This window comes from Erythrobacter sp. SG61-1L (assembly GCF_001305965.1).
In the GTDB taxonomy this organism is placed as follows: domain Bacteria; phylum Pseudomonadota; class Alphaproteobacteria; order Sphingomonadales; family Sphingomonadaceae; genus Andeanibacterium.
Genome location: NZ_JXQC01000003.1, coordinates 3,221,207 through 3,246,971, shown reverse-complemented (window position 1 = coordinate 3,246,971; position 25,765 = coordinate 3,221,207). Strand labels below are relative to the sequence as shown.

General features: G+C 62.5%; 25 protein-coding genes and 1 tRNA gene. 11 read left to right on the top strand and 15 right to left on the bottom strand.

Features of this window, described 5'->3' with window-relative positions; genetic code table 11:
• Positions 1-10 precede the first annotated feature (10 nt).
• Together SZ64_RS15865 and SZ64_RS15860 are read left to right on the top strand one after the other, a co-directional pair.
• On the top strand, positions 11-1,135 hold the full coding sequence (locus SZ64_RS15865) for a cobalamin-independent methionine synthase II family protein (protein WP_054531717.1): 1,125 nt from the start codon (positions 11-13) through the stop codon (positions 1,133-1,135).
• Positions 1,128-1,898 (top strand): IclR family transcriptional regulator, encoded by a 771-nt coding sequence (locus SZ64_RS15860; RefSeq protein WP_241773062.1) that lies wholly within the window; start codon positions 1,128-1,130, stop codon positions 1,896-1,898. Before SZ64_RS15865 ends, SZ64_RS15860 begins: the two co-directional genes overlap by 8 nt.
• 19 nt (positions 1,899-1,917) lie before the next feature.
• Here SZ64_RS15860 and SZ64_RS15855 read toward each other — a convergent pair whose 3' ends face one another.
• Entirely contained in the window at positions 1,918-3,150 is a 1,233-nt protein-coding gene (locus tag SZ64_RS15855; protein ID WP_054531715.1) for a helix-turn-helix domain-containing protein, read from the bottom strand.
• Positions 3,151-3,334: 184 nt separating this feature from the next.
• Between SZ64_RS15855 and SZ64_RS15850 the strand changes: the two genes are divergently transcribed.
• Complete coding sequence (locus SZ64_RS15850; RefSeq protein ID WP_162225126.1) at positions 3,335-5,398, top strand: TonB-dependent receptor; 2,064 nt, start codon at positions 3,335-3,337, stop codon at positions 5,396-5,398.
• Between the two features lie 91 nt (positions 5,399-5,489).
• Here SZ64_RS15850 and SZ64_RS15845 read toward each other — a convergent pair whose 3' ends face one another.
• The 6 genes from SZ64_RS15845 to SZ64_RS15820 form a co-directional block, all read right to left on the bottom strand.
• Complete coding sequence (locus SZ64_RS15845; protein ID WP_054531713.1) at positions 5,490-6,284, bottom strand: hypothetical protein; 795 nt, start codon at positions 6,282-6,284, stop codon at positions 5,490-5,492.
• On the bottom strand, positions 6,281-6,652 hold the full coding sequence (locus tag SZ64_RS15840; RefSeq protein WP_054531712.1) for a DUF6152 family protein: 372 nt from the start codon (positions 6,650-6,652) through the stop codon (positions 6,281-6,283). Before SZ64_RS15840 ends, SZ64_RS15845 begins: the two co-directional genes overlap by 4 nt.
• An 11-nt stretch (positions 6,653-6,663) precedes the next feature.
• A complete protein-coding gene (locus SZ64_RS15835) occupies positions 6,664-7,083 on the bottom strand; it encodes a DUF6152 family protein (protein ID WP_054531711.1) in 420 nt (139 codons plus the stop codon).
• Entirely contained in the window at positions 7,076-7,978 is a 903-nt protein-coding gene (locus SZ64_RS15830; RefSeq protein WP_156313664.1) for a hypothetical protein, read from the bottom strand. Before SZ64_RS15830 ends, SZ64_RS15835 begins: the two co-directional genes overlap by 8 nt.
• 212 nt (positions 7,979-8,190) lie before the next feature.
• Positions 8,191-9,600, bottom strand: a complete 1,410-nt coding sequence (locus tag SZ64_RS15825) for an aminomethyltransferase family protein (protein WP_054531709.1) — start codon at positions 9,598-9,600, stop codon at positions 8,191-8,193.
• A 57-nt stretch (positions 9,601-9,657) separates the two neighbouring features.
• Positions 9,658-10,350: an alpha/beta hydrolase gene (locus SZ64_RS15820; protein WP_054531708.1), complete on the bottom strand. Its 693-nt coding sequence runs from the start codon at positions 10,348-10,350 to the stop codon at positions 9,658-9,660.
• 188 nt (positions 10,351-10,538) lie between these two features.
• On the opposite strand from SZ64_RS15820, the gene SZ64_RS15815 reads away from it, so the two are divergent.
• Together SZ64_RS15815 and folD are read left to right on the top strand one after the other, a co-directional pair.
• The gene (locus SZ64_RS15815; protein ID WP_054531707.1) at positions 10,539-11,408 is read left to right on the top strand and encodes a methylenetetrahydrofolate reductase; all 870 of its coding nucleotides are present in this window, start codon (positions 10,539-10,541) and stop codon (positions 11,406-11,408) included.
• 14 nt (positions 11,409-11,422) lie between these two features.
• The gene (folD, locus tag SZ64_RS15810; protein ID WP_082384634.1) at positions 11,423-12,361 is read left to right on the top strand and encodes a bifunctional methylenetetrahydrofolate dehydrogenase/methenyltetrahydrofolate cyclohydrolase FolD; all 939 of its coding nucleotides are present in this window, start codon (positions 11,423-11,425) and stop codon (positions 12,359-12,361) included.
• A gap of 51 nt (positions 12,362-12,412) precedes the next feature.
• Here folD and SZ64_RS15805 read toward each other — a convergent pair whose 3' ends face one another.
• The gene (locus SZ64_RS15805; protein ID WP_054531706.1) at positions 12,413-13,384 is read right to left on the bottom strand and encodes a magnesium and cobalt transport protein CorA; all 972 of its coding nucleotides are present in this window, start codon (positions 13,382-13,384) and stop codon (positions 12,413-12,415) included.
• A 110-nt stretch (positions 13,385-13,494) separates the two neighbouring features.
• Between SZ64_RS15805 and SZ64_RS15800 the strand changes: the two genes are divergently transcribed.
• The 5 genes from SZ64_RS15800 to SZ64_RS15780 all read left to right on the top strand — a co-directional run bounded on the left by SZ64_RS15800 (position 13,495) and on the right by SZ64_RS15780 (position 19,846).
• Complete coding sequence (locus SZ64_RS15800) at positions 13,495-14,973, top strand: NAD(P)/FAD-dependent oxidoreductase (protein WP_054531705.1); 1,479 nt, start codon at positions 13,495-13,497, stop codon at positions 14,971-14,973.
• Between the two features lie 34 nt (positions 14,974-15,007).
• A complete protein-coding gene (locus tag SZ64_RS15795; RefSeq protein ID WP_054531704.1) occupies positions 15,008-15,769 on the top strand; it encodes a molybdopterin-binding protein in 762 nt (253 codons plus the stop codon).
• Between the two features lie 46 nt (positions 15,770-15,815).
• Positions 15,816-16,748 carry a hypothetical protein gene (locus tag SZ64_RS15790; protein ID WP_054531703.1) on the top strand — a complete coding sequence of 311 codons (933 nt, stop codon included), beginning with the start codon at positions 15,816-15,818 and terminating at the stop codon, positions 16,746-16,748.
• The gene (locus SZ64_RS15785) at positions 16,745-17,335 is read left to right on the top strand and encodes a hypothetical protein (RefSeq protein ID WP_054531702.1); all 591 of its coding nucleotides are present in this window, start codon (positions 16,745-16,747) and stop codon (positions 17,333-17,335) included. Before SZ64_RS15790 ends, SZ64_RS15785 begins: the two co-directional genes overlap by 4 nt.
• Before the next feature lie 189 nt (positions 17,336-17,524).
• The gene (locus SZ64_RS15780; protein WP_054531701.1) at positions 17,525-19,846 is read left to right on the top strand and encodes a TonB-dependent receptor; all 2,322 of its coding nucleotides are present in this window, start codon (positions 17,525-17,527) and stop codon (positions 19,844-19,846) included.
• A 78-nt stretch (positions 19,847-19,924) separates the two neighbouring features.
• On the opposite strand, the gene SZ64_RS15775 is transcribed toward SZ64_RS15780, so the two are convergent.
• From SZ64_RS15775 to secE, 5 genes are all read right to left on the bottom strand, one after another.
• On the bottom strand, positions 19,925-20,323 hold the full coding sequence (locus SZ64_RS15775) for a DUF1801 domain-containing protein (protein WP_054532311.1): 399 nt from the start codon (positions 20,321-20,323) through the stop codon (positions 19,925-19,927).
• A gap of 94 nt (positions 20,324-20,417) precedes the next feature.
• On the bottom strand, positions 20,418-21,116 hold the full coding sequence (rplA, locus tag SZ64_RS15770; RefSeq protein WP_054531700.1) for a 50S ribosomal protein L1: 699 nt from the start codon (positions 21,114-21,116) through the stop codon (positions 20,418-20,420).
• A gap of 4 nt (positions 21,117-21,120) precedes the next feature.
• On the bottom strand, positions 21,121-21,552 hold the full coding sequence (gene rplK / locus SZ64_RS15765; protein WP_054531699.1) for a 50S ribosomal protein L11: 432 nt from the start codon (positions 21,550-21,552) through the stop codon (positions 21,121-21,123).
• A gap of 217 nt (positions 21,553-21,769) precedes the next feature.
• Positions 21,770-22,306: a transcription termination/antitermination protein NusG gene (gene nusG, locus SZ64_RS15760; protein WP_054531698.1), complete on the bottom strand. Its 537-nt coding sequence runs from the start codon at positions 22,304-22,306 to the stop codon at positions 21,770-21,772.
• A 28-nt stretch (positions 22,307-22,334) separates the two neighbouring features.
• Positions 22,335-22,529 (bottom strand): preprotein translocase subunit SecE, encoded by a 195-nt coding sequence (gene secE / locus SZ64_RS15755; protein ID WP_054532310.1) that lies wholly within the window; start codon positions 22,527-22,529, stop codon positions 22,335-22,337.
• A 318-nt stretch (positions 22,530-22,847) separates the two neighbouring features.
• On the opposite strand from secE, the gene SZ64_RS15750 reads away from it, so the two are divergent.
• Positions 22,848-24,359, top strand: a complete 1,512-nt coding sequence (locus tag SZ64_RS15750; RefSeq protein ID WP_054531697.1) for a sodium:alanine symporter family protein — start codon at positions 22,848-22,850, stop codon at positions 24,357-24,359.
• Here the strand turns inward: SZ64_RS15750 and SZ64_RS15745 are convergent.
• Together SZ64_RS15745 and SZ64_RS15740 are read right to left on the bottom strand one after the other, a co-directional pair.
• Positions 24,347-25,504, bottom strand: coding sequence for a glycosyltransferase family 87 protein (locus SZ64_RS15745; RefSeq protein ID WP_082384631.1), 1,158 nt, complete (start codon positions 25,502-25,504; stop codon positions 24,347-24,349). The genes SZ64_RS15750 and SZ64_RS15745 overlap by 13 nt on opposite strands.
• A 119-nt stretch (positions 25,505-25,623) precedes the next feature.
• Positions 25,624-25,699, bottom strand: a tRNA-Trp gene (locus SZ64_RS15740).
• Positions 25,700-25,765 lie beyond the last annotated feature (66 nt).

The following is a 25,765-nucleotide window of genomic DNA, read 5'->3' as shown; positions in this document are numbered from 1 at the left end:
GGAGCCTAACTTGATCAAGACCACGCATGTCGGAAGCCTGCCCCGCGGGCCCGAACTCGTCCCTCTGCTGCTCGCCCGCGACAAGGGCGAACCTTACGATGCTGAAGAGTTCGACCGCGTCGTTCAGGAAGCCGTGAACGAGGCGGTGGTCAAGCAGGTCGAGGCCGGGGTTTCCGTCGTCAGCGACGGTGAACTGGGCAAGGTCGGCTACTCGACCTACATCATTGAGCGCCTGTCAGGCTTCGGCGGCCACTCGCCCCGCAAGCCCGCGCTCGATCTGGCCGAAGTGCCGGATTTGGCGAAGAAGCTCTCTGCCATCATGGGCGCGCAGGAATTTACCCGCGCCAGCGCCATCGCGCCGGTCAAGCTGGTCAATCTCCAGCCACTGCATGACGACATCCGCCGCTTCAAGACTGCACTGGCCGGGCATGGCCACGGCGTGGCGGCATTCATGAACTCGGCTTCGCCGGGCCTCATCACGGCTTTCCAGCCGAACCAGTATTACCCCAGCCACGAAGCCTATCTGGCCGATCTCGTTACCGCGATGCAGCCGGAATACGAAGCCATCGTGGAAGCCGGCTTCGATCTGCAACTCGATTGCCCGGACCTCGCGATGAGCCGCCACACCGGCTATCAGGATCTGACCGAGGAGGAATTCCTCAAGATCGCCCGCGCCAATGTGGAAGCGCTGAACGAGGCGACGAAGAACATTCCGCCCGAAAAGCTGCGCATGCATGTGTGCTGGGGCAATTACGAAGGCCCCCACGATTTCGACATCCCGCTGGAGCGGATCATCGACATCGTGCTGTCCGCCCGCCCCTCCACCATCCTGTTCGAAGCGGCCAATCCGCGCCACGAACATGAATGGGTGGTATGGAAGGCCGCCGATCTGGCTGGCAAGATCCTGGCCCCGGGCCTGATCGACAGCTGCTCCAACTACATCGAAACCGCCGAACTCGTCGCCCAGCGCGTCGAACGCTTCGCCAGCATCGTCGGCAAGGATCGCGTGATCGCATCCAGCGATTGCGGTTTCGGCACCTTCGCCGGTTACGGCAAGATCGATCCGGCCGTGACCTGGAAAAAGCTGCGTGCCCTGCGCGACGGTGCAGACATTGCGGACGCCCGAATTGGATAAGGCCATGGTGGGCAGCGGGGCAGGTGCCCAGTCCAGCAGCGTCAAGTCGGCAACGCGCACGCTCGACATCATCGAGTATGTCGTCGCTGCCGGCCGGCCGCTGGTGGCACAGGAAATCTCCAATGCCTTGGGGATTCCTGTCAGCAGCCTGTCCTATCTGCTCTCCACCCTGGCCGATCGCGGCTACCTCCAGCGCGAAGGCCGGCGTTACACGCCCGGCCCCGGGCTGGAGCGACTGCAGGCCAAGCGCGGCGGCTTCTCGCTGGTGGAACGCGTGGCGCCGCTGGTGCGCACCTTGCGGGTGCAGCTCAATGAGACGGCCAGCTTCTGGGTGCGCCACGGCTGGGAAATCGAACCTATCGCCACCGAGATGAGCGAGCAGGCCCTGCGCTATGCCGTCATCACCGGCACGCGCCTGCCGATGTATGCCCTGGCTTCCGGTAAGGCGGTTCTTGCCGCGATGCCGGACGATGAGCTGGATCGCTATTTCGCCGAAGTGAAGCTGGAAAAGTTCACGCCCCACACGATCACCAGCGAAGCGAAACTGCGCAAGCAGATTGCCGAAACGCGCAAGACCGGCTTTGCCGTGATCGAGGAAGAATACAGCCTGGGCATCAACGGCATCGGCCGCGCAGTGCGCGTGGGCGACGACGTGATCGGCGCGCTCTCGGTAGCCATCCCCAAGGTCCGCTACAGCGAGGCGCTGGAAGAGCGGGCCAAGGATTTGATGGAGCGCACCGCCACTTTGCTCGAAGAAAGCTGAAATCCTCCGGAAACCGGAGTCAGGACGGACGCGGGCGCGCCGTGACCAGCTTTTCCGAAAGATCCGCGCCCTGCTGGCCCTTGATCTCATAGAGCACTTCGAAGCCCTTGGCGTTCCGTCCCTTCGCCAGCGTGGCAATATCGCCCGGCAGATCCCCTGACGCGATGATCGGCGCCAGCCCGCGCAGGCCCGTATCCCGCGCGCCTGCTACAACAGCAACCAGCGCTCCGCCTGGCTCGTGAAACTCGGTGAAATAGCCGTAATCGGAATAATATTGGGTCGAAGCGAGGCTGCGCGCCTCCTCGCTGATATAGGATTTGCGCGTCCGGCTATCGATCAACTCGTCATAGCTCTCGCCCACAATGAAGCCGGAATTCATGAAATTCACGTCTTCAAGCAAGCCCATCCCGCTGATCAGCCCGATATAGACGACATTGTAGGTCTGAAACGTGTCACTCGTGACCTGCGAGGCAGGCATGATCGTCACCTGTTTGTGATGCTGGGTCAGGATCGGCATCAGTTCGGCAAGGCCATAGGCGGAGGAGAAGGGCAGGTAATTGAGCCCCATATCCTCGGTCATCTCGTAGCGATTGGGGTCAGATTCCTGCGCGCGGGCCAGATCTGTCTTCGAATTGATGGTGAATTCGCGAATCAGGCGCCCCGATTCGGGGTTCATCGGGTCGATTTCACCGAAGATGTAATAGTCACCCACCACGATCACGATGGGGCGATCCGATTCGAGGAAGGGGCGCCAGACGGGGTTCACTTCGGGCGCGCCTGTCTCGACCGCGCGGCCGAACCAGAAGGCGCCGATCAGCGCCACCAGCAACACTGCCGACAGGCCCCACTTGGGCATGGTCCACGGTGCGCGCGGTTCGGGTGCCTTTTCCTCCTGACGGGCAGGCGGAGCGAAACGCAGAGCGTAGGTTCCGGAAGGAATCGTCAGCCGTCCAGCCGTCTCTTCGCCGTCCTGCGCATAGAACTCTTCCAGCCGCTTCCTAAGGCGATGGACATAGACGCGCGCAGTCGCATCGTCGCTCTCGCTGGCGGCCTGGCCGAAGACTGTTTCGGCAATTTCGATCTGCGTCGCAGGCTCTGCCGAAGCGCCCCGCCGAGCGAGAAAATCGAACAGCTCCACCAGCCGTCCGGCCTCGCCCAGCACGCCACTGGACTTCACGCGGGCGACTTCCGCCGCGAAGGCAGCGGTCTCACCAACGGTGGATTCGGTCAGATCGGCGGATGTGTCGTTCAATCAAAAATTCCCGGATTTCTGCGGATTTTTACCCGTGTAACGTGATGTAACGTTCAATAACCGTAATTAACTTGGAAAGCCCCGGACGGTTCCCCAGAGCTGTTGCAAACAATTTGCAACTAATAGCTGGGAAATGGATTTGTCCAAAAAATTTGTTTTTACCCCTCGCCGCCGGCTCAACCTGATGGCTGGTGCAGCCGGTGTTGCGCTGCTGTGCGGGGCAGCCCCTGCGCTTGCTCAGGACGAGGCCGCCGAGGACACCGCAACGCAACCGGCAGATGGTGAGAAGGCCCCAGACAATGCCGTGGAATGGCACGGCGAAATCGTGGTCTATGGCCGTGGCGAGAAGCGCATCGGTCAAGCCATTGCCGCCAGCGAAGGCGGGGTGGCAGGCGCCGACATCGAGATCCGCCCCCTGTTGCGACCCGGCGAACTGCTGGAGGCGACACCCGGCCTGATTGCCACACAGCATTCCGGCGGCGGCAAGGCCAACCAGTACTTCCTGCGCGGCTTCAACCTCGATCACGGCACGGACTTCGCCCTGTATATCGACGACATGCCCATGAACTTCCGCACCCATGGTCACGGCCAGGGTTATCTGGACGTCAACGGGCTGATCCCCGAAGTGGTACAGCGGGTCGATTACCGCAAAGGCCCCTATCGCGCCGACACAGGCGATTTCAGCTTCGTCGGTTCAAGTTTCATCACCACACGTGACAAGATGGCGCCTTTCGCAGCCGTGGAAGTGGGCGAATATGGCTATCGGCGCGCGGTGGCGGGCGGTTCGGCGGAAGTCGGCAAGGGCAACCTGCTGGTCGCCGGCCAGGTGAAACTGAACGACGGTCCATGGGAACTGCCCGAGGATTACGAAGGCTATTCCGGCCTCGTCAAATATTCCGCCCCGCTCGGTGCGGGCGAGATCAGAGCATCGCTGAGCATCTTCAAAGCCACATGGTCTCCCACCGAACAGCTGCCCGAACGCACCGTCGGCTGGCTGGTGGACGACCGTTACGGCTCGCTCGACCACACGCTGCGCGGCCGGACCGAGCGCGAAACCTTCACTTTGAACTACGAGGATGACGACTGGCGGCTGACCGGCTGGGCACAGCATTATGACTGGAGCCTGCTGTCCAACTTCACCTATTTCCTCGACGATCCGGTAAATGGCGACCAGTTGCGCCAGTATGAGAAGATGTGGTCCTATGGCGGCCGTATCGAACGCAACATCACCGTTTCGGACACGCTGAAGCTGCGCATCGGCGCGGAACTGCGCGAAGATGCGATCGATCCTGTCGGTCTCGACCACACTATCGAGGGCCAGTTCGATTACGTGAAGACCGCCTTCGACGTAAAAGAATCTTCCGCGGGTCTCTATGCTGAGGCTATCTGGCAGCCGATCGACCGATTGATGGTGATCGGCGGCATTCGCAATGACTGGTATCGCTTCCGCACCAACGACCTTGGCGGCGAATTCGGCTGGAGCGGCGTGGTCAAGGATGACAGCTTCGCGCCCAAGATCGGCCTGAATTACCAGATCGCGGATGGCATCGCCCTTTATGCCAATTACGGCGAAGGCTTCCATTCCAACGATGCGCGCGGCGTGACCAATCCCGACGATCCGGCCCCCGGTCTGGTGGAAGGCGATTTCGAGGAACTGGGGTTCCGCGTCGAAAAGGGCGGATTGATCTTCACCGGCGTCTATTGGTGGAGTTCGATCGAGAGCGAACTGATCTATGTGGGAGACAGCGGCGCGGTCGAACCGTCCGATCCGGCCGTGCGCCACGGCTATGAACTGACTGCCTTCTGGAAGCCCAATGGCTGGCTGGCATTCGACGGCGTGCTTACCGGATCGTCCGCCCATTATGTTGGTCTGCCCGAGGGTGAGAATTACGTTCCGGGCGCACTGGAAAGCTCGGGCGAACTGGGTGTCTCAGCCCTGTTCCCGGAATGGAATGCGGCGGCCCGCCTGCGCTATCTCGGCCCGCACCCGCTGATCGAAGACAATTCCCAGCGCGGTAAGGCGACTACGCTCGTCAATCTACGTCTCGCCTGGACGCCCACCAGCTCGAAACTGAAGGGCTGGGAACTCTATGGCGAACTGCTGAACGCCCTCAATTCCAAGAGCGACGACATCGACTATTTCTATGCCACGCGCTTCCCCGGCGAGCCTGCCGAAGGGATCGAGGGGCGCAACAGCCGCATCGTCGAGCCCCGCCAGTTCCGCGTGGGCGTGAAGAAGACGTTCTGAACGGAAATCTCCCGACCCCCTTTTTCCCAGCGGGGTCTCACTGGGCGCGGCCATGGTCACTCCGGCCGCGCCCAATTTTTGTCGGGCAGGATCAGTCGAAGATCGTGTTGCCGTGCTCGTCGACCTTGTTGCGGTCGTTCTCGCTGCACTGGAACTCGATCAGCATGCCGTTGCGGTCACGCCCGTAACGCACGGTGACCTTGAACGGCTCTTCCAGTGCCTCGGGATCGTCCAGCACCATTTCGTTGAGCAGCACGTTGGGATCGGCGGGATCGAGATGGATACGTTCGGTCACGCGCAGTTCCGGCGAATGGCCCATGCCCCGCTGCAGATCGAGCGTATCATTGATACCCACCGTGTCGACGACCAGCGTATCGCCTTCCCAATGGCCGATCGAATGGCCCATGAAGGTCGGATCGATTTCCTCCAGCGGCGGATGCTCGCGCCCATCGGTCCAGATGGTGCGGGTCTGCATCCAGGCCTCCTGGTTGATCGTGACCCGGCCCGGCGAGAAGATGAACTCGAACGGGTACTGGAAGGTCTGCATGATCACCGGCATGCCCGGAGGGGAGCAATTGGAAGTGGCCCGCTTTACGACACCGTCATTGGTGCGCACTTCCTCGCGATAGGCGTCATGGCGAGCCTTGAAGTCGCCTTTAAGCTTCGGCGCGCCAGCCCCGGAATCTCCTGCGCGGAACTGCGCGAACCAGATGCCGCCCCAATCGGGCAGGGCATCGAGCGCGGCATAACGCCCCTTGGGGTAGCCGGCGCTCTGGCCTTCCTCCAGCCCTTCGGGCGGCGGTGTGGCCGTGACGGCGCCGAGTTGGGCGGCGGCGGGCGACGCCAGCAGCATGGCCAGCGGCGCGGCAAGGACAAGGCGCCTCATTTCCAGTCTCCCAGAGTGAAGCCATCTGCCTTGCGGACAGCGACATAGGAACCGCCCTTGCTGCCATTGCGCAGCGGGTGGATCTTCAGCGTCACCTTGTCGCCGGTCTTCAGCGTGGTGCGCTTCCAGCCTTCATTGGTGAGGTTGTTGGGGCTGGTCATTTCGATAGCCCAACGTTCGTTCTGGCCTTTGACCGGCACATCGATCTCGATGAAGGCGTGCGGGTTCTGCCATTTGAACTTCACCACTGTCCCTTCCAGCGGAACGGTCTTGTTCATATCGAACATGGCATAGGAATGGTGGGCGATTGCGGCGGAGGCGGGAGCAAGGAGTGCTGCCGCGAGCGCAAGACGAAGTGCGGGTTTCATCGGGTCTCTCCTCAAACCTTGGGCACGTTGATCGGCGTGCCGTCCTTCGGCAGGCCGGAATCCAGCACCTTGCCGTCAGCCTTCTTCAGATCGAGGAACAGGCCGCCCTTCTTGCCGTCCCGCAGCGGGTTCATCCGCAGGGTGATCTTGTCGCCCGTCTTGAGCGAGGTACGGCTCCAGCCCTGCCGCTTGAGATTGTTCGGGCTGTTGAGCTCGATGCTCCAATGCGTGACCTTGCCGCCACTGGGCACATCGATCTCGATGAAGGCGTGCGGGTTGGTCCACTGGAACTCGGTAACCGTGCCCACCAGGGTCATCACCTTCTTCTGGTCGAACATCGCAAAGCTGTGATGCGCCATGGCGGGCGCCGCAATGGCCAGCGGCACGGCAAAAGCCAGCGCCGCGGCGAGAATGCCGCTACGTTTATTCACCGGTCACCTCTTCGATTTCGCTTTCGCCGCGCTCGTCGGCCGTCGCCTTGCCCAGGTTTGTGCCGGGCAAATGCTCGTTATATTGCAGGATGCAGTGGCTCTCGTTGATGTCGGTGTAGTCCGCCCGGACATAGCGCTTGGTGTTCTTCCACTCGCCATCCCAGTTCTGCGGATCGATCAGGGTGTATTCCACCTCCATCGTCTTTCCGCCGTCCACCAGCCGGATACGCTCAAACATTTCGAAATCGTCAGAGATCGGCAGGCCGCTGTCGATCCAGTGATTGTCGGTCTCGAAATATTTGGTGTGCACCACCAGCGTATCGCCCTCCCAATGGCCGATGCTCTCACCATTGTAGGAAGGCACCACCAGATCGGGATCGGAGAAATCGCGCCCGTCGAGGTAGATCATGCGCACGGCATTGTTGAAGCCGCTGATCATGTAGATTGCGGTGGGTAGCTGGATGAAGGCGTGAGGCCACACGCGCGTCATGATCATCGGCATGCCCGGCGGGTAACACTGGCCGATCGAATCCCGGTAGGTCTCGCCCCGCGCGGCAGCGGCCTTGGCCTCCTCCTGCGCGCGGCGCCCTTCCTCGTGGAAGTTGGGATAGGGCGGGCCGAACATGAACTTGGAGAACCCTTCGCGCAGATCCACGAACCAGGTCCCCGTCAGGTCAAACGGAGGCGCAGGACGCTCCTTCTTCAGGTTCTCCGGCGCCAGAGCACCCAGATAACCGGGGTGCTTCGGGATCATCTGCTGAAAACGCTCTTCCGGTATCGGTGCACTGCGATCAGTCTGTGCCGATGCTGGCGCGGCAAGTGCCGTCACAGCAGCCGCTGCTGTGGCCAGTCCGCCGACAATTCTTCCCAGGCGTAGTGAAGCGCCTTTCGCCATCCATACTCTCCCAGCTGTCTGGTGCGGCGTGTCTTCCACCGCTTGCAGAACCGGATTGCCAGAAAGCAGTTGACGAAATCAATAAGCTTTATCGCTCCGAGCGCATTTTAACCTTCGAGAACAGTCCGCGCCGGCAGGAAGCACGCATCCAAACGAAAAGGGCGGCCGCTTGCGCGACCGCCCCTTCAATTTGACAGAAACTGTCAGTCAGCTCAGGCGTTGGCGCCCTTGCCCGACTGGCGCCAGCTGTCGGCATAGGCGTTACGCGCCACGGCCGAGTACGGCACCGGCGAGACGATCGCCTTGATTTCGGTCTGCACGTGCGGCTCGACGGTCGGCTTGGTGGTGCCGCCGTTGGGTTCACCCCAAACCAGCGTCACTTCCTTGCCGAATTCGGCGAAGTCCGGATCGATCATGCCGATCGAGAGCATCGCGCCTTCGTTCGACGAATAGCCAATCCAGGTCGAAACGCCGATCACCTTGCCGTCGCACTTAACTTCGTCGAACGGGTGCATTGCGTACACGGCGCTCGGGAATTCGAAGTACTTGGCGCGGTCGCCCTTGGCGAACATCGAGCTCATGACGCGGTTCACGTCTTCCGGATCGAGCGCGAGGGTGACCTTCTGCTTGTGCTTCTGTTCGGCCATCTTTTCGAGGGCTTCGCGGCCCACGAAGTCATGATCGAACTTCACGATGATGCCGTAACCGATATCCCAGGGGGTCAGGTAGTAGCCTTCGATGCTTTCCGGAATGTAGGAACCGCCGATCGAGCACTTGCCGGCATAGGAGTTGGCCGAAGCCCACTCGCGGAAGCCCTTCGAGATTTCGTCGTCACCGGTGTAGGTGGCGGGCAGCGGCGAAGGCAGCCAGCCCGATTCCAGGGTGTTCGACGAATAGGCGCGGCCGCCGACGAGGGTCAGGCCGAATTCCTTGCCGGCTTCCACCAGCGCACCGTGAACGGCTGCGTAATCGTCCCAGGGGCCGAACAGTTCGTAACCCGGCTGACCGGCCATGCCGTGGCGGAGCGCGATCACGTCCTTACCAGAGATGTCGATGTGGGCCATGTTGAAGAACTTGATGTCGGGCGGGGTGGTGCCCATCGCCTTTTCCAGCACCTTCATGGCGTTCGGGCCCTGAAGCTGGAAGCGATAGTTCTTGCGCTTGCCGTCGGTACGCAGGGCGGTGCGCTCGTCGCGTTCCACCTTCACGTTCCACTTGCCGGTCGAGGCGTGGTATTCGGCCCATTCGATAGCCGGAGCGCGGCCGACCAGGCTGAAGGTCTCTTCATCCAGGTAGAACAGGATCACGTCACCGATCACATAGCCGTCGGGGGTCACGGGAACCCACTGCTTGGCCTTGTTCACGGTGAAGTTCTTGAAGCTGTTGATGCCCAGGTAGTTGAGCATCGCGAAAGCGTCGGGGCCGGTCACATAGAGTTCGACCATGTGGTAGGACTGGTTGAACAGAACGGCGCTTTCCGACCAGGCGCGCTGTTCGTTGCGCCAGTTGGAATATTCTGCCGGCACGCCCGGATAGACGTTCGGGCCGACCTGCTGGTTGCGCAGGAAGTCGACGACGTTGTCGACCGAATCCAGCTTCTGCTGAAGGGTTTGCTCACTCATGTCATGCCTCTCCTAGGAAAAAAGGGCTCTGTTGAAGCTACGGGTTGAACGGTTGGGTTAATCGTTTGCCGGCCGGGCGAGCCAGTCGGCGATCGCTGCGTTCACCGCGTCGGGCGCTTCGGCCATGATCATATGGCCGGAGCCCGGAACGATGACGAGTTCCGAGGTCGGAATGGCTGCCGCGATCTCTTCATGCTGCGCGGGGCCGCTCCAGCCGTCCTTCGAACCGGTCATGACCAGAGTGGGACAGCTAATAGTGGGCAGGAGGCTTTCCACCTCGGGGCGCCCCAGCAGCGCGGCGATCTGCGCTTCGAACACTTGCGTGCCGGCGCGGATGCACATGTCGCGCATGGGGGCCATCAGTTCCTCTTCCTCCAGACGTTCAGGTGCGACCATCGGAGGGAGCCAGGCATCGACCAGGGCTTCCACGCCCTTTTCCCGCCCGATATCGATCAGCACCTGGCGCTTCTCACGCTCGCCCGGCTTAACGGAGTGCATCCCCGTGCTGACAAGGGCGAGTCGCCGAACGCGTTCCGGTGCCAGTCTGAACACTTCCAGCGCCACGCGTCCACCCATGGAATGGCCGAACAGGTCGAATCGCTCCGGGCACTGGCTGAGCGCGACGCGCGCCATCTCTTCAAGGGAATCCGCGGTTCCATAGCCATCGATGGCCTTCGCATCAGCAAAAGCGGCCGTTTGCGCGGCATAAATGCTCGCATCGCAAATCAGGCCTGGCAGCAGGATCAGCATCCGGTCTCCCCAGAAGTCGCGCTCGCAACTTTCTTCGTCAACGTGAACATTTCACCTATACGAATAAATGGGCCTTTGCTAGAGACATTCTTGCAATGGCGGCCCTTGCGTGAAAAAGGGGCCGCAAAATCCAACCAACAAGGCGAATCCGCCACCAGCAGCCGCCTGGAACATTTGGGAGCACACTCATGTCCTACGCCGCCATCCATCCCGACTGGGAAAAATCGCGCGCCAACATGGTCGACGGTTATTCGCTCGAAATGACGGCGAAGGAAATCGAAGGCCTCAAGGAAGCCGCATCGAAGATCCGTCCCGGCACCCAGATCGCCGTGACCTTCCTGCCCGGCGAGGAAATGAGCCAGCGCGTCGAATGCGCCAAGCTGGTGCGTGACCTCGGCTTCGAACCGATCGTCCACCTTTCTGCCCGCCGCTTCACTTCTGAAGCCGAGCTTGAGCAGTATCTGTCGGACATCACCAGTCAGGCTGCCGTGAAGCGCGTCTTCATCATCGCGGGCGACCCGCCGGAGCCGGAAGGCCCCTATTCGGACTCGCTGCAGATCATCGAGACCGGCCTGCTTGAAAAGTACGGCATCGAAATCGTTGGCATCGGCGGCCACCCTGAAGGCCACCCGAATGTCTCCAAGCCCGATCTGTGGATCTGGATGGAAAAGAAGATCGAAGCGATCCGCAGCCGCGGCATGACCCCGCTGGTCGTGACCCAGTTCGCGTTCGACGATGATGCCATTGTCGAATGGGTGAAGGAAATGCGCGGTCGCGGCATCGACGTGCCTGTGCGCCTCGGCATCCCCGGCCCCGCTGGCATCAAGCGCCTGCTGGGCTTCGCCAAGCGCTGCGGCGTGGGTGCATCGGCTTCTGTTATGAAGAAGTACGGCATCTCGCTGACCAACCTCATCGGCAGCGCCGGCCCGGACAAGCTGGTCAACTCGCTCGACAAGGGCCTGACCGAAGAAGCCGGCCGCGTTCGCCTGCACTTCTACCCGTTCGGCGCGCTAACCGCGTCTGCCGACTGGATCAACGGCTACGCCGACAAACACTAAGGCAAGATCTGGGAATGGCCGACATTATCGACGGGCGCGCCGTAGCGCGCAAGCTTGACGAGGAAACCGCCGCCGAAGTGCGCGCGATGACCGAGGCGGGTCTGCCTCGCCCCGGTCTCGCCGTGGTGCTGGTGGGCAGCGATCCGGCAAGCGAAGTCTATGTCGGCCGCAAGATCAAGGGCTGCGAGAAGACGGGCATCCTGTCGGTCGAGCATCGCATGCCCGAACAGACCACGCAGGAAGAGCTGCTGGCCCTGATCGCCACGCTGAACGCCGATCCTTCCGTGCACGGCATTCTGGTTCAGGTGCCTCTGCCCCGGCATATCGACACCGGCCTGGTGCTGCGCGCCATCCTTCCTTCCAAGGATGTCGACGGCTTCCACCCGGTGAATGTGGGCCGCCTGTCCACCGGCACGGGCGGCATCGTGCCCTGCACTCCGCTGGGCGTGACCAAGCTGCTCGATACGGTGTTCGACGATCTGACCGGTCTCGATGTGGTGGTGATCGGCAAGTCCAACATCGTCGGCAAACCTATCGCCATGCTCCTGCTCGAACGGGAGGCGACCGTTACGGTCACTCATATCGAGACGAAGGATCTGCCGGGCCTGTGCCGCAAGGCCGATATCATCATCGCTGCCGCCGGCGCTCCGCGTCTGGTGAAGGGCGACTGGGTGAAGGAAGGCGCCGTAATCATCGACGTGGGCATCACTCGCCAGAAGAACGAAGACGGCACCACCAAGCTGGTGGGCGACGTGGCGTTCGACGAGGTGCAGCACGCTCGCGCGGTCACTCCGGTGCCCGGCGGCGTCGGCCCGATGACCATTTCCTGTCTGCTGGCCAACACTGTGCAGGCCGCCAAGGAACAGCTTTCGGGCAAGAGCAGCGACGGCTTCCAGATCGACTGGGACGATCTGCCCGATCGTTCGATGATCTTCGGCCAGTCGGAAGACTGAGCGGCATCGCAGCCAGACGTTCAAGGGGCCCGATTTCGGGCCCCTTTTTCGTCAGAGCCAGCCGATCCGGCGGAAGCGCCAGAAAAGGCCGAGGCAGATCGTCAGCATCAGTCCGGTCACGGCGAAATAGCCATAGTGCCAGTGCAGTTCAGGCATGAAGTCGAAGTTCATGCCATAGACCCCGGCCAGAGCAGTGGGCACACCCAGGATCGCAGCCCAGGCGGCAAGCTGGCGAGTAATCGCGCCCTGCCGGTTCTGTTCGAGCAGGCTGGCCACTTCCACGATGCTGCCAAGAGTCTCGTTCAAACCCCGCGCCCGGCTGAGGCTGTGGCGCACATGATCGTGAATGTCGTTGAAGTAAGGCCGTGCCTTCTTGTCGATGGCCGGCAGGCTGGCCGAGGCGAGCTTGCCTGCCACTTCCTCCATATGGCGCACATTGCTTTCGAACCGGCGGAGCCTGCGGCGCAGGCGGAATATGCGACGGATACGCGCCTGATCCGGGAAGCCGACAATGGCGCCTTCCTCCATTTCCTCGACCGCCTTGTCGAGACTGTCGAGCAAGGGGCCGTATCCATCCACCAGATAGTCCAGCAGACCGTGCAGCACCACGTCCGGCCCTTCAGCCAGCCGCTCCGGCATTGCTTCCAGTTGCTGGCGCAGCGCGGTGTGCGCACGGGCACTGCCCTGACGGACGGTGATGATGAAATGCTTGTCGAGGAAGATCGCAGTCTGTCCATAGGCAATGCCTTCCTGCTCTTCGAGAGCGGCCGTGCAGGTCATCACGAACAGCATGGTACCGAAAGCTTCCGCCTTGGCTGGGGCGCCGCGCGTCAGCGCATCCTCGATCGCCAGCGGATGCAGCCCATAGCGGTGCTGGAGCAGGACCAGCTCGTCCTCGCTGGGGTCCGCCACGCCGATCCAGTCGAACTCGCCATCGGCAGTCGGCAGGTCGCAATGCTCGAGATCGAGCGCGGGCACCGTTACCTTGCCCGCCGAATAGCGCCTTGCCGCGACAATCGTCATGCAGCACCATCTGACAGAGCCACGCGCGGCTGGCAATCGCAGGCGCACGGCCCCCATTGGCGAGCGGATGGAAACGGCTTACACAAATGTAAGCAAAGGGAGAGAGATCGATGGCAGGCGACGTAGATGTCCTGATCGTCGGCGCCGGTATTTCCGGCATTTCGATGGCCGCGCATATGAAGATGCTGTGCCCGCATCGCAGCTATGCAATGGTCGACCGGCGGGAGAGGCTGGGAGGCACGTGGGATTTGTTCCGCTATCCCGGCATCCGGTCCGACAGCGACATGCACAGTTTCGGTTTCCGCTTCGAACCCTGGATTCACGAGCAATCCATCGCCGACGGGCCGAACATCCTCGAATATCTTGAGCGGGTGGTCGACAAATACGGCATCCGCCCGAACATGGAATTCGGGCAGAAAGTGGTCAGTGCCGATTTCCATTCTGCCGAAGCGCTGTGGCATGTCGAACTGGAAGATGCAGGTGGCCATCGCAGCCATCGCACTGCCTCCTTCCTCTATCTCGGCTCAGGCTATTACGATTACGACAATCCCTATGATGCCGGCTTTGCGGGCCGGGAGGATTTCCGGGGCACTATCGTCCACCCGCAATTCTGGCCGGAAGGGCTGGACTACAAGGGTAAGAAGGTAGTGATCGTCGGGTCGGGCGCCACGGCAGTGACGATCCTGCCCGCCATGGCGAAAGATGCCGCCCATGTGACCATGCTGCAGCGCACGCCCACATGGATGGGTGCCCGCCCGCAGAAGGATGCCGTCGCCAATTTCCTGCGCAAGGTGCTGCCGCAGCGGCTCGCCTACCGGATCACCCGGTTCAAGAATATCCGCATGCACAATTTCATCTTCAAGCGGGCGCGGGCCAAGCCGGAGAAGATCGCAGGCTTCCTTACCCGCAACGCGCAAAAGGCCCTTGGCCCGGCATGGAACGCGAAGGACTTCGTGCCACCCTACAATCCGTGGGAACAGCGCCTGTGCCTGGTGCCCGACGGCGATCTGTTCGAGGCCGTAAAATCCGGCAAAGCCTCCATCGTCACCGACCGGATCGAGCGGTTCGACGCCACCGGCATCCAGCTGGAAAGCGGCGAGCACCTCGATGCGGATATCATCGTCACCGCCACCGGCCTTGCCCTGACCATGGGCGGCAAGATTGCTGTGAGCGTGGATGGGCAGACCGCCGACTGGGCGCAGCACTGGTTCTATCGCGGCTGCATGTTCTCCAACATGGCCAACTTCGCCGTGGTGTTCGGCTATCTCAACGCATCCTGGACACTGCGGGCCGACAATACGGCAAGCTACGTCTGCAACGTGCTCAACCGCATGGAGGCGCTGGGGGCAGACACGGTCTATCCCGCCCTGCCGGATGAAAGTGTGTTGGTGGAGGATGACGTGTTCAATTACTCGTCCGGCTATATCCAGCGCGCACGGCACATGATGCCCAAGAGCGCTGCCGAACTGCCCTGGCGGCTGAACATGGATTACCTCGCCGATGCGAAGGACTTTCGCGAACGGCCGGTGGACGATGGCGTGCTGGCCTTTGAAAAGGCTGGAAATGCAATAGCGCAAGCTGCGGAGTAGCGGGCCGGATCGAATTGCCCTAACCACCCATGCCATGGGCAAGGGTGAACGAATCTGGACAGCTGCGCTGGTCGTGATCGGCGACGAGATCCTGTCAGGCCGCACGCAGGACAAGAACATCGCACAGGTGGCCAGCTGGCTGCAGGTGCAGGGCATTCGCCTCACCGAGGTACGAGTGGTGCCCGATGTGATGGAAGCCATTGTCGAGGCCGTGAATGCACTGCGCGTGAAGCATGATTACCTGTTCACCACCGGAGGCATTGGCCCCACGCATGACGACATCACGGTGGACGCCATCGCCGCCGCGCTGGGCGTGGAAGTGATCGTCCACCCCGAAGCGCGCAAGATCCTGGAAGATTACTACGCCACGCGCGGCGGCCTCAATGAAGGGCGCCTGCGCATGGCCCGCGTGCCTGCCGGCTCTGACCTGATTCCCAATCGCATGTCGGGCGCGCCCGGCATCCATGTGGAGAACATCTTCGTGATGGCGGGCGTGCCCACCATCTGCGCCCAGATGCTTGATGGGCTGACCGGCACGCTGGAAGGCGGCGCCCCGCTGCTCACTGAAACCATCGGCTGCTGGGTTGCCGAAAGCGAAGTCGCCAACCTGTTGCGCGAGGTCGAAGCCGCACACGAAGGTTGCCAGATCGGCAGCTATCCCTTCTTCCGTGAGGGGAAGACCGGCGCCAATTTCGTAATCCGTTCGACCGATCCGGAAACCCTGCGCAGCGCAGTGGACACACTGTGCGAGGGGCTGGGCGAACTGGGCAAGGATTTCACGCCGGGAGGTATCTAGGCCGCAAAGGCCGGAACCGGCGGACGAAGGGAGAGAACAGACAATCATGACTCGCGAGGAACTGGCGGGCGCGATCACGCGCGTGCTCGAAGCCATGAAGGCGCATGATCCTGCCGCTGCCAGGCTGGCGCCCGGCGCGCGCTATACGGAAAACGGGCAGGAACTGATCCCCGGTGATGGATTGTGGGGCACGCTCGATACGCTCGGCACCTATCGCCACGACTTCCTAGACACGGTGAGCGGACAGGCCGCGACAATTACCACCATCGCCGAAGGCGCCGTGCGGTCCATCCTGGTGCTGCGCGTGAAACTGGATGCTGGCGGCATCGCGGAAGTTGAAGCCATCGCCGCGCGGCCCGACGTGATGACCCGGCAGGCCCCTTTCGCAGACGGGCCCAACCAGCTCGACCTGTCTGGTGGCCCCGCCCCGGAGTGGTTTGCCCCGATCCCCGAGGGAGAGCGGCTGCCCCGCGAAGAACTGCGCCGGGTGGCCAATATGTATTTCAGCGGGATCGAGAAGAACGACGGCAAAGGCGCCTATCCTTTCGCCGATGGCTGCATCCGCATCGAGAACGGCTTTCGCACCACGGAAGTGCCCGGCATCGCGCTGGAGGAAGAGCCTGCCGACAGGGACACGCCCTATCAGCCCGACTTCCGGGCGATGAGCGCGAAGGCCCAGCTCGAAACCGGCTTCTTCCGCTTCGTGGACCGCATCCGCGACCGGCGCTTCCCGGTGATCGACGAGGAACTGGGCGTGGTCTTTTCCTTCGCCTTCTTCGATCATTCCGGCACTGTACGCGACTATGAACTGGCCAGCGGCCGCACTGTGACCACCGGCCTGACCCGCCCCTTCAGCTGGGAAATCGGCGAGGCGTTCCGGATCGAGAAGAGGCTGTTCACTCGCATTGAGGCGGTCATGACCGGCTGCCCCTATGGCATGCGCCCCAACTGGCCGCTGGAGGAAGGCGACATCGCGTGACGCCGCGCCAGCCTGCCCGTGCCCTGTCTGCCAGCGTGCTCGCAGCCACGCTGGCGCTGGCGGCCTGCGCCACTCCACAGGCGCAGCTGGGGCAGCACGAGCAATTGCTTTCCCGTTTCGAAGCCGCCCTTGCCGCGCAGGACAGTGCCACGGCCGCGCTTGAAGGCTGGTGCGCCGCGCGCGGCATTGCCCAGCCCGCCCGGATTGTCGCCTCCCCGGCAGGCGGGCCGATCCGACCTGCAACGACGCGCAACCGGATCGTGCTCGAAGTCTCGGAGAGCGAGCCGGTCGGCTATCGCCACGTCGCGCTGCGCTGCGGGGACAAGATCCTGTCCGAAGCGCATAATTGGTATGTTCCCGGCAGGCTCACTCCAGAGATCAACCAACAGCTTGAGACGAGCGACATTCCCTTCGGCAAGGCCGTAAAGTCGCTCGGCTTCACGCGCGAAAGACTGTTCGAAACACGCGGGCCGATAGAGGGCTGTCCGCCCGACACGATCCTCCACCACCGCGCCGTTTTGCGCCTGCCGGACGGACGTCCGATCAGCACCGTGATCGAGTGCTACACAGCCGAGAATCTGCGCTGAGCAGACGGCCCATTCCGGGCCTCGATCAAAAATAGCGATCTTCCAAAGGCCTGTTGCCCGCTTGCACCGGCCAAGGCGCAATTTCGCGCGTGGCACTGTGCAGCCTGTTGACAAGGCGGGAACGGTCCATTGTAACTGGCGTTAAATTAACACCCGTTACATTAGCGGTACAACATACTAGGGAGTCAGATGATGCCTATCGGCCTTTCGCCGCGTGCATTCCGCGCCGGCGCCGCAAATCTCGCCATTGCCGTGTCGCTCTTTGCCGGAGGGACCGCCTTTGCCCAGGATGAGGGCAGCAGCCAGGAAGGCGGCATTCACGAAATCATCGTGACCGCCCAGTTCCAGAGCCAGAATATCCAGGAAACCCCGCTGGCTATCACCGCCGTCGATGCGGAACTGATGGAAGCCCGCAGCCAGACCAACGTGCAGGATGTTGCCCAGCGCGCGCCCAGCGTCAGCTTCACCGCAGGCGGCCAGGGTGGCGGCGCACAGACCGCCGCAGCCAATATCCGCGGCATCGGCCAGAGCGACTTCCAGTTCCCGAACGAACCGGGCGTCGGCATCTATATCGACGATGTCTATTACGGCATTTCCTTCGCCAGCGCTTTCGACCTCGTCGATCTTGAACGGGTGGAAATCCTGCGCGGCCCGCAGGGTACTCTTTCGGGCAAGAACTCCATCGGCGGTTCGATCAAGCTGTTCAGCCGCAAGCCGAATGACGATCCCGATGCCTATGTGGAAGCCACGGTCGGTTCCTTCGGCCGCCTCGGCATCAAGGCTGCGGGCAATGCCACTCTGGTGCCCGACAAGCTCTATCTGCGCCTTACCGGCGTGGGCAAATATTCCGACGGCTACCTCAAGCGGCTCGACTATGAATGCGTCACTGGCAACCCCGCCCCCGGCGGATCGCTGGCATCGGCAGCCGAAGATTGCGTGATCGGCACCGAAGGCGGGCAGAACGTGCTTGCCGGGCGCGCGGCGCTGCGCTGGATCGTGAACGACCGGATCGAGAACAACTTCATCGCCGACGTCACGCGGGACCGTTCAGAAGCCTCGCCGGGCAAGGCGATCTTCCTGCCGCCGATCAACGGCAATGACTATGTCACCGGGCCGGAAGAATACACCAACTACGCCACCTACACCGGCTATCCGGGGCTGGCGGACCAGTACACCAACCCGGCGATCAGCTACGTCAATTCCTGGGGCTTCTCGAACAATCTCGAGATCGGCCTGAGCGACACCGTCACTCTCACCTCGATCACTGCCTTCCGCCACGCGGACGGCAAAAGCTCGTGGGATGGCGACAATTCGCCCGAGAACGTCTCCAACAACACGACCATCTTCGACCATGACCAGTTCACTCAGGAACTGCGCCTCTCGGCCAGCCTGAGCGACATGTTCGAAATGACCGTGGGCGGCTATTACTACAAGGGCGACAGCAGCATCGGGGGCCGCGTCAACGTGGGCGCAGCCGGGCTGGACTTCGTCTCGAACGATCCGTTCAAGCAGACCTCCAAGTCGGCCTTCATCCACGGCGTGGCGCATCTCACCGATCGGTTCAACCTCACTGCGGGCGTGCGTTATACGGACGAGAACAAGACCTACACCTTCAGCCGCACCAGCCCACTGCCGGGCGTGCCAACAGATTTCCGTGTGGCCGGTCTAGACGGGCTCAAGGCAAGCTTTTCAGGAGATCGTGTCGACTGGCGCATCGCGGCTGACTACGAGATTGTGAACGACATCCGCTTCTACGGTCAGATTTCTACTGGCTTCAAGGGTGGTGGCATTAACCCGCGGCCCTATTACGAAACCCAAGTCAAGCCATTCGAACAGGAAACGGCGACTTCGTATGAGGCTGGCCTCAAAACCATGCTGTTCAACCGCAGGCTTCGGTTGAACGCAGCCTATTACCATACGGACTACAACAACTATCAGGGCCTGGTCAGTTACTGCCCCGACCTCACCCCCGATCCGCTGCCTCAGTTCTGTTCGGCCACCCGCAATGTGGGCGATGCCAAGATCGACGGCTTCGAAGTGGAATTCGACGCACAGCCGGTGGAAGGCCTCTCGATCGACGGTTCGGTCAGCTACACCAAGTTCGATTTCGTCAGCGGCATCGAAGGTTCCGGCATCGTGCCGGGCGTGACCAAGGCGCCCTTCGTGCCGGAATGGAAATATGCCATCGGCGCCCAGTACGAAATCCCGCTGGAAGGCCTCGGTTCGCTCACGCCGCGCGTGGACTGGACCTGGCAGTCGGACATGGAAAGCAACATCCCCAACAGCATCGAAGGCTTCTTGCTGGGCCGGGTGGAATCGCGCGGGCTGCTCAATGCCCGTCTGACTTTCCGTTCGCAGGACAAGGATTGGGAAGTTGCCCTGTCGGCCACCAACCTGACCGACAAGTTCTATTACGCGAACAAGTATGACCGCGTCAGCCAGTCGGGCAATGCCTATGGCCTGCCCGGCCGTCCGCGCGAATTTGCAGTGAGCGTGAAGCGCAACTTCTGATCGCAGTCCTCTCGCGATCGAAATGAGGCGGGGCGGCATGCGGGTGCCGCCCCGTTTCTTTTTGGGCCTGGGAGAACCTCAGACTTTCGCCTTGCTCCGGTTCAACAGGGCCGCGGCGTGCATCAGCGCCGTGAATGCGTCAGCATCCACTTCGTCACCTTCATACAGGTCGATGGCACGGCGGGCATTGCCGTCCAGGCTGGCATTGAACAGGCCCGCTGGATCCTCCAGCGCGGCACCACGGGCGAAGGTGAGCTTCACCTTGTCCTTGTAGACCTCCCCCGTGCAGAGGATGCCTGCATCCTCCCACACCGGAACACCCAACGGGTTGGAGGGCTTGCGCCACTTCACCTGCTCCGCCACTTCCGGCAGTGCCTGATGGATAAGGCCGCGCAGACGAGCGAGCACTTCGCCGCGCCAGTCAGCGAGTGCTGCGATCCGCTCGTCGATCAATTCGGATGGGCTCTTCTCGGTCATGCCCGCAGCGTAGCGCCCGGCAGAATGCAGGCAAAGCAAAAGGGCCGGAGGATTGCTCCCCCGGCCCCTTGGTGATTTCGCTTTGTCGCGTGAATTACGCGCCGGCGATTTCCGTGGTGTCGATCTTGAGGCCCGGACCCATGGTCGAGGTCACCGAGATCTTGCGGACATACTTGCCCTTCGAACCCGACGGCTTGGCCTTGACGATCGCATCGACGAAAGCGTCGAAGTTCGACTTCAGCTGCTCGTCCGAGAAGGAGAGCTTGCCGATGCCCGAGTGGATGATGCCCTGCTTTTCGACGCGGAATTCAACCTGGCCGGCCTTGGCGGTCTTCACCGCGGTGGCGACGTCCATGGTCACCGTGCCCAGCTTCGGGTTCGGCATCAGGCCCTTGGGGCCGAGCACCTTACCGAGACGGCCGACCACACCCATCATGTCGGGGGTGGCGATGACGCGGTCATAGTCGAGGTTGCCGGCCTGCATGTCTTCCATCAGGTCTTCGGCGCCGACCTTGTCCGCACCGGCTTCAAGAGCTTCGGCGGCCTTGGCGTCCTTGGCGAAAACGGCGACGCGCATGTCCTTGCCGGTACCGGCCGGGAGCGAAACCATGCCGCGGACCATCTGGTCGGCGTGGCGCGGATCGACGCCCAGGTTCATCGCGATTTCGACGGTTTCGTCGAACTTCTTGCTGGCGTTCTCGCGCAGGGTCGCGAGCGCTTCGTCAACGCTGTACAGCTTGTCGGCGTCGAGCTTGGCGACGAGCGCCTTCTGCTTCTTGCTCTGCTTGGCCATGTTCTCAGCCCTCCACCACTTCGAGGCCCATCGAACGCGCGGAGCCTTCGATGATCTTGGTCGCCTGCTCGATATCGTTCGCGTTGAGATCGGCCATCTTGGCCTGTGCGATCTCGGCGAGCTGCGAGCGCTTGATCGTTCCGGCCGAAACCTTGCCCGGCTCCTTCGAGCCCGACTTCAGGTTGGCGGCCTTCTTGATCAGGAAGGTGGCGGGCGGCGTCTTGGTGACGAAGGTGAACGAACGGTCCGCATAGACGGTGATCACGGTCGGAATCGGCATGGCCTTTTCCATTTCCTGCGTGGCGGCGTTGAACGCCTTGCAGAATTCCATGATGTTCACGCCGCGCTGACCCAGAGCCGGGCCGATCGGCGGAGACGGAGTTGCGGAGCCGGCAGGCACCTGGAGCTTGATATAGCCCTCAATCTTCTTGGCCATGAGAGGCCTCCTTTCGCACTGTCGCCCCGCCTTGCGGCAAACCGGTCCGGCCGGGGCTCATGTTAAGCGGTTTTTGCGGAGCCTCTGCCAAGGCCCCTCCCGCACGGAATCCCGCGCGCAAACGCGGGAAGCGGCGCCCCTACAGCAGGAAGCGCCGAATTACAACCGCGATCCCGCCCTGCGCAAACAGGGGCGGAAACGCACCTGTCGGGCCAGCTTACTTGGAAAGTTCGACGTGCTCGAAATCCAGCTCGACCGGAGTCGCGCGGCCGAAGATCGAGACCGAAACCTTGACCTTGTTCTTGTCGAAATCCAGCTCTTCCACCACGCCGGTGAAGCTGCTGAAGGGGCCTTCCAGCACCTTGACCTGATCGCCGATTTCGTAATCGACGTGGACTTCGCGCTTCGGCATCGCGGCGGCTTCTTCGCGCGCGCCGAAATAGCGGGCGGCCTCGCGTTCCGAAATCGGCTGCGGCTTGCCGTTGGGGCCGAGGAAACCGGTCACCTTCGGAGTGTTCTTGATGAGGTGATACACGTCATCGTTGAGGTTCAGCTTGGCAAGGACATAGCCGGGCATCGTCTTGCGCTCGACCTGGACCTTCTTGCCGCGCTTCACTTCGGTGATCGTCTCGGCCGGAACTTCGACCTGCTCAACCCCTTCGGAGAGGCCCATGCGTTCCGCTTCCGAAATGATCGAATCGCGTACCTTGTTCTCGAAGCCCGAATAGGCGTGGATGATGTACCAGCGGGACATTGTTACGGTTCCGTCTCTTGCGTCAGCCTCAGGCCAGCGACAGCAGCCACTGGACGATCATGGAAAACAGCGTGTCGACACCCAGGAAGAACACCGACAGGATCACCATCATGATCGCCACGAAGATAGCCGTGGTGACGGTTTCCTGACGCGTGGGCCACACTACCTTGCGGGCTTCCGCCTGCACCTGGCGCATGAATTCGCCGGGATTGATCTTGGCCATGGTTATCTCGCTTTCGTTTTCGCGATCGGCAAACAAACTTGTCATGCATTCCGGCAAAGGATCGTCGCCGCCCCGGCAATTTACCGGGAGGGGCAAGGATTCTCCGATGTCGGAAAGCCCGGCCGCATGTAGCGATGGTGCAACCCGATGGCAAGAGAGGCGCCGAAGGCAAGATAGCGGCGAATTGCGATTCGCCCCGCCTGCCGAGCCGCCCGCCTGTGGTTTCGCATTGCGGGAAATATTGCATCGGGCACTGGCGCCCGGCGGGATGTGCCGATAGCCTCCCCGGCTTGGTAATGTATCGGGGGGTATGACAGTATGGCGGCAGGGCAACCGGCGGGGCTGATCGATCACATCACGAATGTGTCCGACTTCATCTGGGGCGGAACGTGGGACGGCGCGCAGGCCCTGCCTTTTCCGCCGATGGTGATCATCCTGTTCGGCATCGGCCTTTATATGATGGTCGGCCTGCGTTTCTCCCCCATCCTGTCGCTGGGCACGGCCTTTGCCGGTCTGTTCAAGGGCCGCAAGGCGCATGGCGCGGGCGAGATCTCGCCCTTCGCCGCGCTCTCAACCGCATTGTCCGGGCAGGTCGGCACCGGCAACCTTACCGGCGTCGCCACGGCCATCGCGCTGGGCGGACCGGGCGCGATCTTCTGGATGTGGATCACCGCGCTGATCGGCATGGCGCTGGCCTTTGCCGAAGGGGCGCTGGCGATTCGTTTCCGCGAGACCACGTCCGACGGGGTGCATCGCGGCGGCCCGATGACCTACATCATGCGCGGCCTTGGCCCCAAATGGCGCTGGCTGGCGCTGGTCTTCTGCGTGGGCACCATGGTTTCCGCCCTCGTCACCGGCAATTCGGTGCAGGCCAATGCCGTGGCCGATGGCCTCAACGAACTGTTCGGTATCGAGGAATGGCTGGGCGGGCTGATCGTGGCCATCGCCGTCTTCGTGGTGATTATCGGCGGCATCAAGTCGATCGGCAGCTTTGCCGAGAAGATCGTGCCGGTGATGGCCCTGGCCTATATCGTGATGGCGGTGCTGGCCATTGCGCTGAACATCCGCGACGTGCCTGAAACCTTCGCCCTGATCTTCGGCGGTGCGTTCAATCCGCAAAGCGCGGCGGGCGGTTTTGCCGGGGCGGCGGTGATCGTGGCGATCCGCGCAGGCGTGGCGCGCGGCCTGTTCTCCAACGAGGCCGGGCAAGGCTCCACCCCCATCGCCCATGCCGTGGCGCAGACGGAAGACCCGGTGCAGCAGGGCCGCATGGCGATGATGGGCACTTTCATCGACACCATCGTGATCTGCACCCTGACCGCGCTGGTGATCCTGACCGTAGAAGGCAATTTCACCACCGGCGGCCAGCCGGTTCTGCATGCCTGGCAATCGGACCTCAACGGCTTTGCCATGACGTCCGGCGCCTTTGCCGCGGCCTTCCCCGCGATGGTGGGCGGCGTGCCCATCGGCACGCTGGTGGCGGGGATTGCGCTGATCCTGTTCGTCTACACCACGCTGCTCACCTGGTCCTATTACGGGGAACGGGCGATCACCTTCTTCTATGACCGTGTGCCCGGATCGAACCGCAAGGGCGAAAAGGCGCTGCACATCACCTGGCGCGTGCTGTGGTGCATGGCCATCTTCCTGGCTTCGACCCAGCCGCTGGAACTGGTCTGGCGCCTTGGCGACATCGCCAATGCCGCCATGGCCCTGCCTAACCTGGTTGCGCTGGCGCTGCTTTCCGGCGTGGTGTTCAAGCTGGCAAAGGGTGACCGTTTTGCCGGCACCGATTACGGCACCGAGACGGACGAGGAACCTCAGGAATACTGATCCTGCCGCGGCTTTCCGCCGCGCGTCCAGATCAGCCAGACGAGCAGCGCGGCCGCCAGCGGCATCAGGTTGATGCCCAGCGGCAGCGCCGCCGCGCGCGTGGCATAGGGCGCGAAATAGAGTGCGATCACGGCAAGCTTTTCCCAATGCCGCCAGCCTTCTGCCTGCCCGCGCAGCACCAGCCACATCACCGGCAGGATCAGGAAGGGCAGATCGTAATTGAACAGATAGGGCGAGGCGATGGCCGTGCAGGCCAGCATCAGCGCGCCGGTGGCCATGCCATCCTGCCCGAACCTGCGCCATGAGATCACGGTCAACCCCAGCATCGCCGCCGCCAGCGCGACCTGCACTGCCAGCGCAACGGAGCTGGGCATGAACAGGCTTAGCTGGCCATAGAAGGTGGACAGCCGCAGATAGAAATCCGCATCGGCCACCTGCATGATGACGCTGCTGACTTCCCAGCTGGTCATATAGGCCTGCATCGTGGCTGTGCCGAACGCCGCCCATGACAGGGCCAGCAGCCCCACCGCACTGCAACCGGCTGCCGCGAAGGCCTTCCACCGCCCGCCTGCCGCCAGCCAGAAGGGGATCAGCAGCGCCAGATGCGGCTTGATAATCAGCGCGCCAAGCAGGGCGCCCGCCAGCAGCGGCCTGCGGTCCAGCAGGGCAACCCCGCCCACCAGCAGCGCGCCGGTCAGCAATCCGTTCTGCGCATGGCCTGCCGCGATCAGTGCACCGGGGAAGGCCAGCACCGGCAGCCAGTAGCGCGGAAAGGCGCGGATCGCGGCCCATGCCCATAGCGCATAGGTTCCGGCCACCCAGGCGATCCACGCCAGCGGGAAGGGCAACATGCCGAACGGCGCGACGATGAACAGGAAGGGCGGCGGATTGACGTAGGCGAACCAGCCCTGCGATCCAGTGGCGAGCTGCACGCGTTCCTGCACGTCCAGATCATAGGCCAGCGCGGGATGCCCGCCTGCGGTCACCTGCCCCGCGCCCCAGAAGGCCAGGAAATCGCTGCCGACCGGCCCGGTCGCCTTCAGCCAGGCGTCGACCAGCAGCCCCAGCGAGGCAAGGCACAGCAGCACGGCATAGCCGCGCACCCGTTCGGGCGTGAGCCAGCCTGCTTCGCGAATATCGATCATGCCGTCCCCCAGTTGCCCGCACCAGGCATATCCCGAGCATCCGGCGAAAGGCCAGAGCGATTCGGCCCGGCGGGAAACCGGGGCGGGCGCGTTACAGCGATGTCAGAGAGGAAATCGCCTGGCAGGAGTGGCAGGATTCGAACCCGCGGCCCTCGGTTTTGGAGACCGATGCTCTACCAACTGAGCTACACTCCTCCAGGCGGATGCGGCCTCTATCGCCAAGCCCCCACGATAGCAACCCCGTCATCACATCCTGTGTCA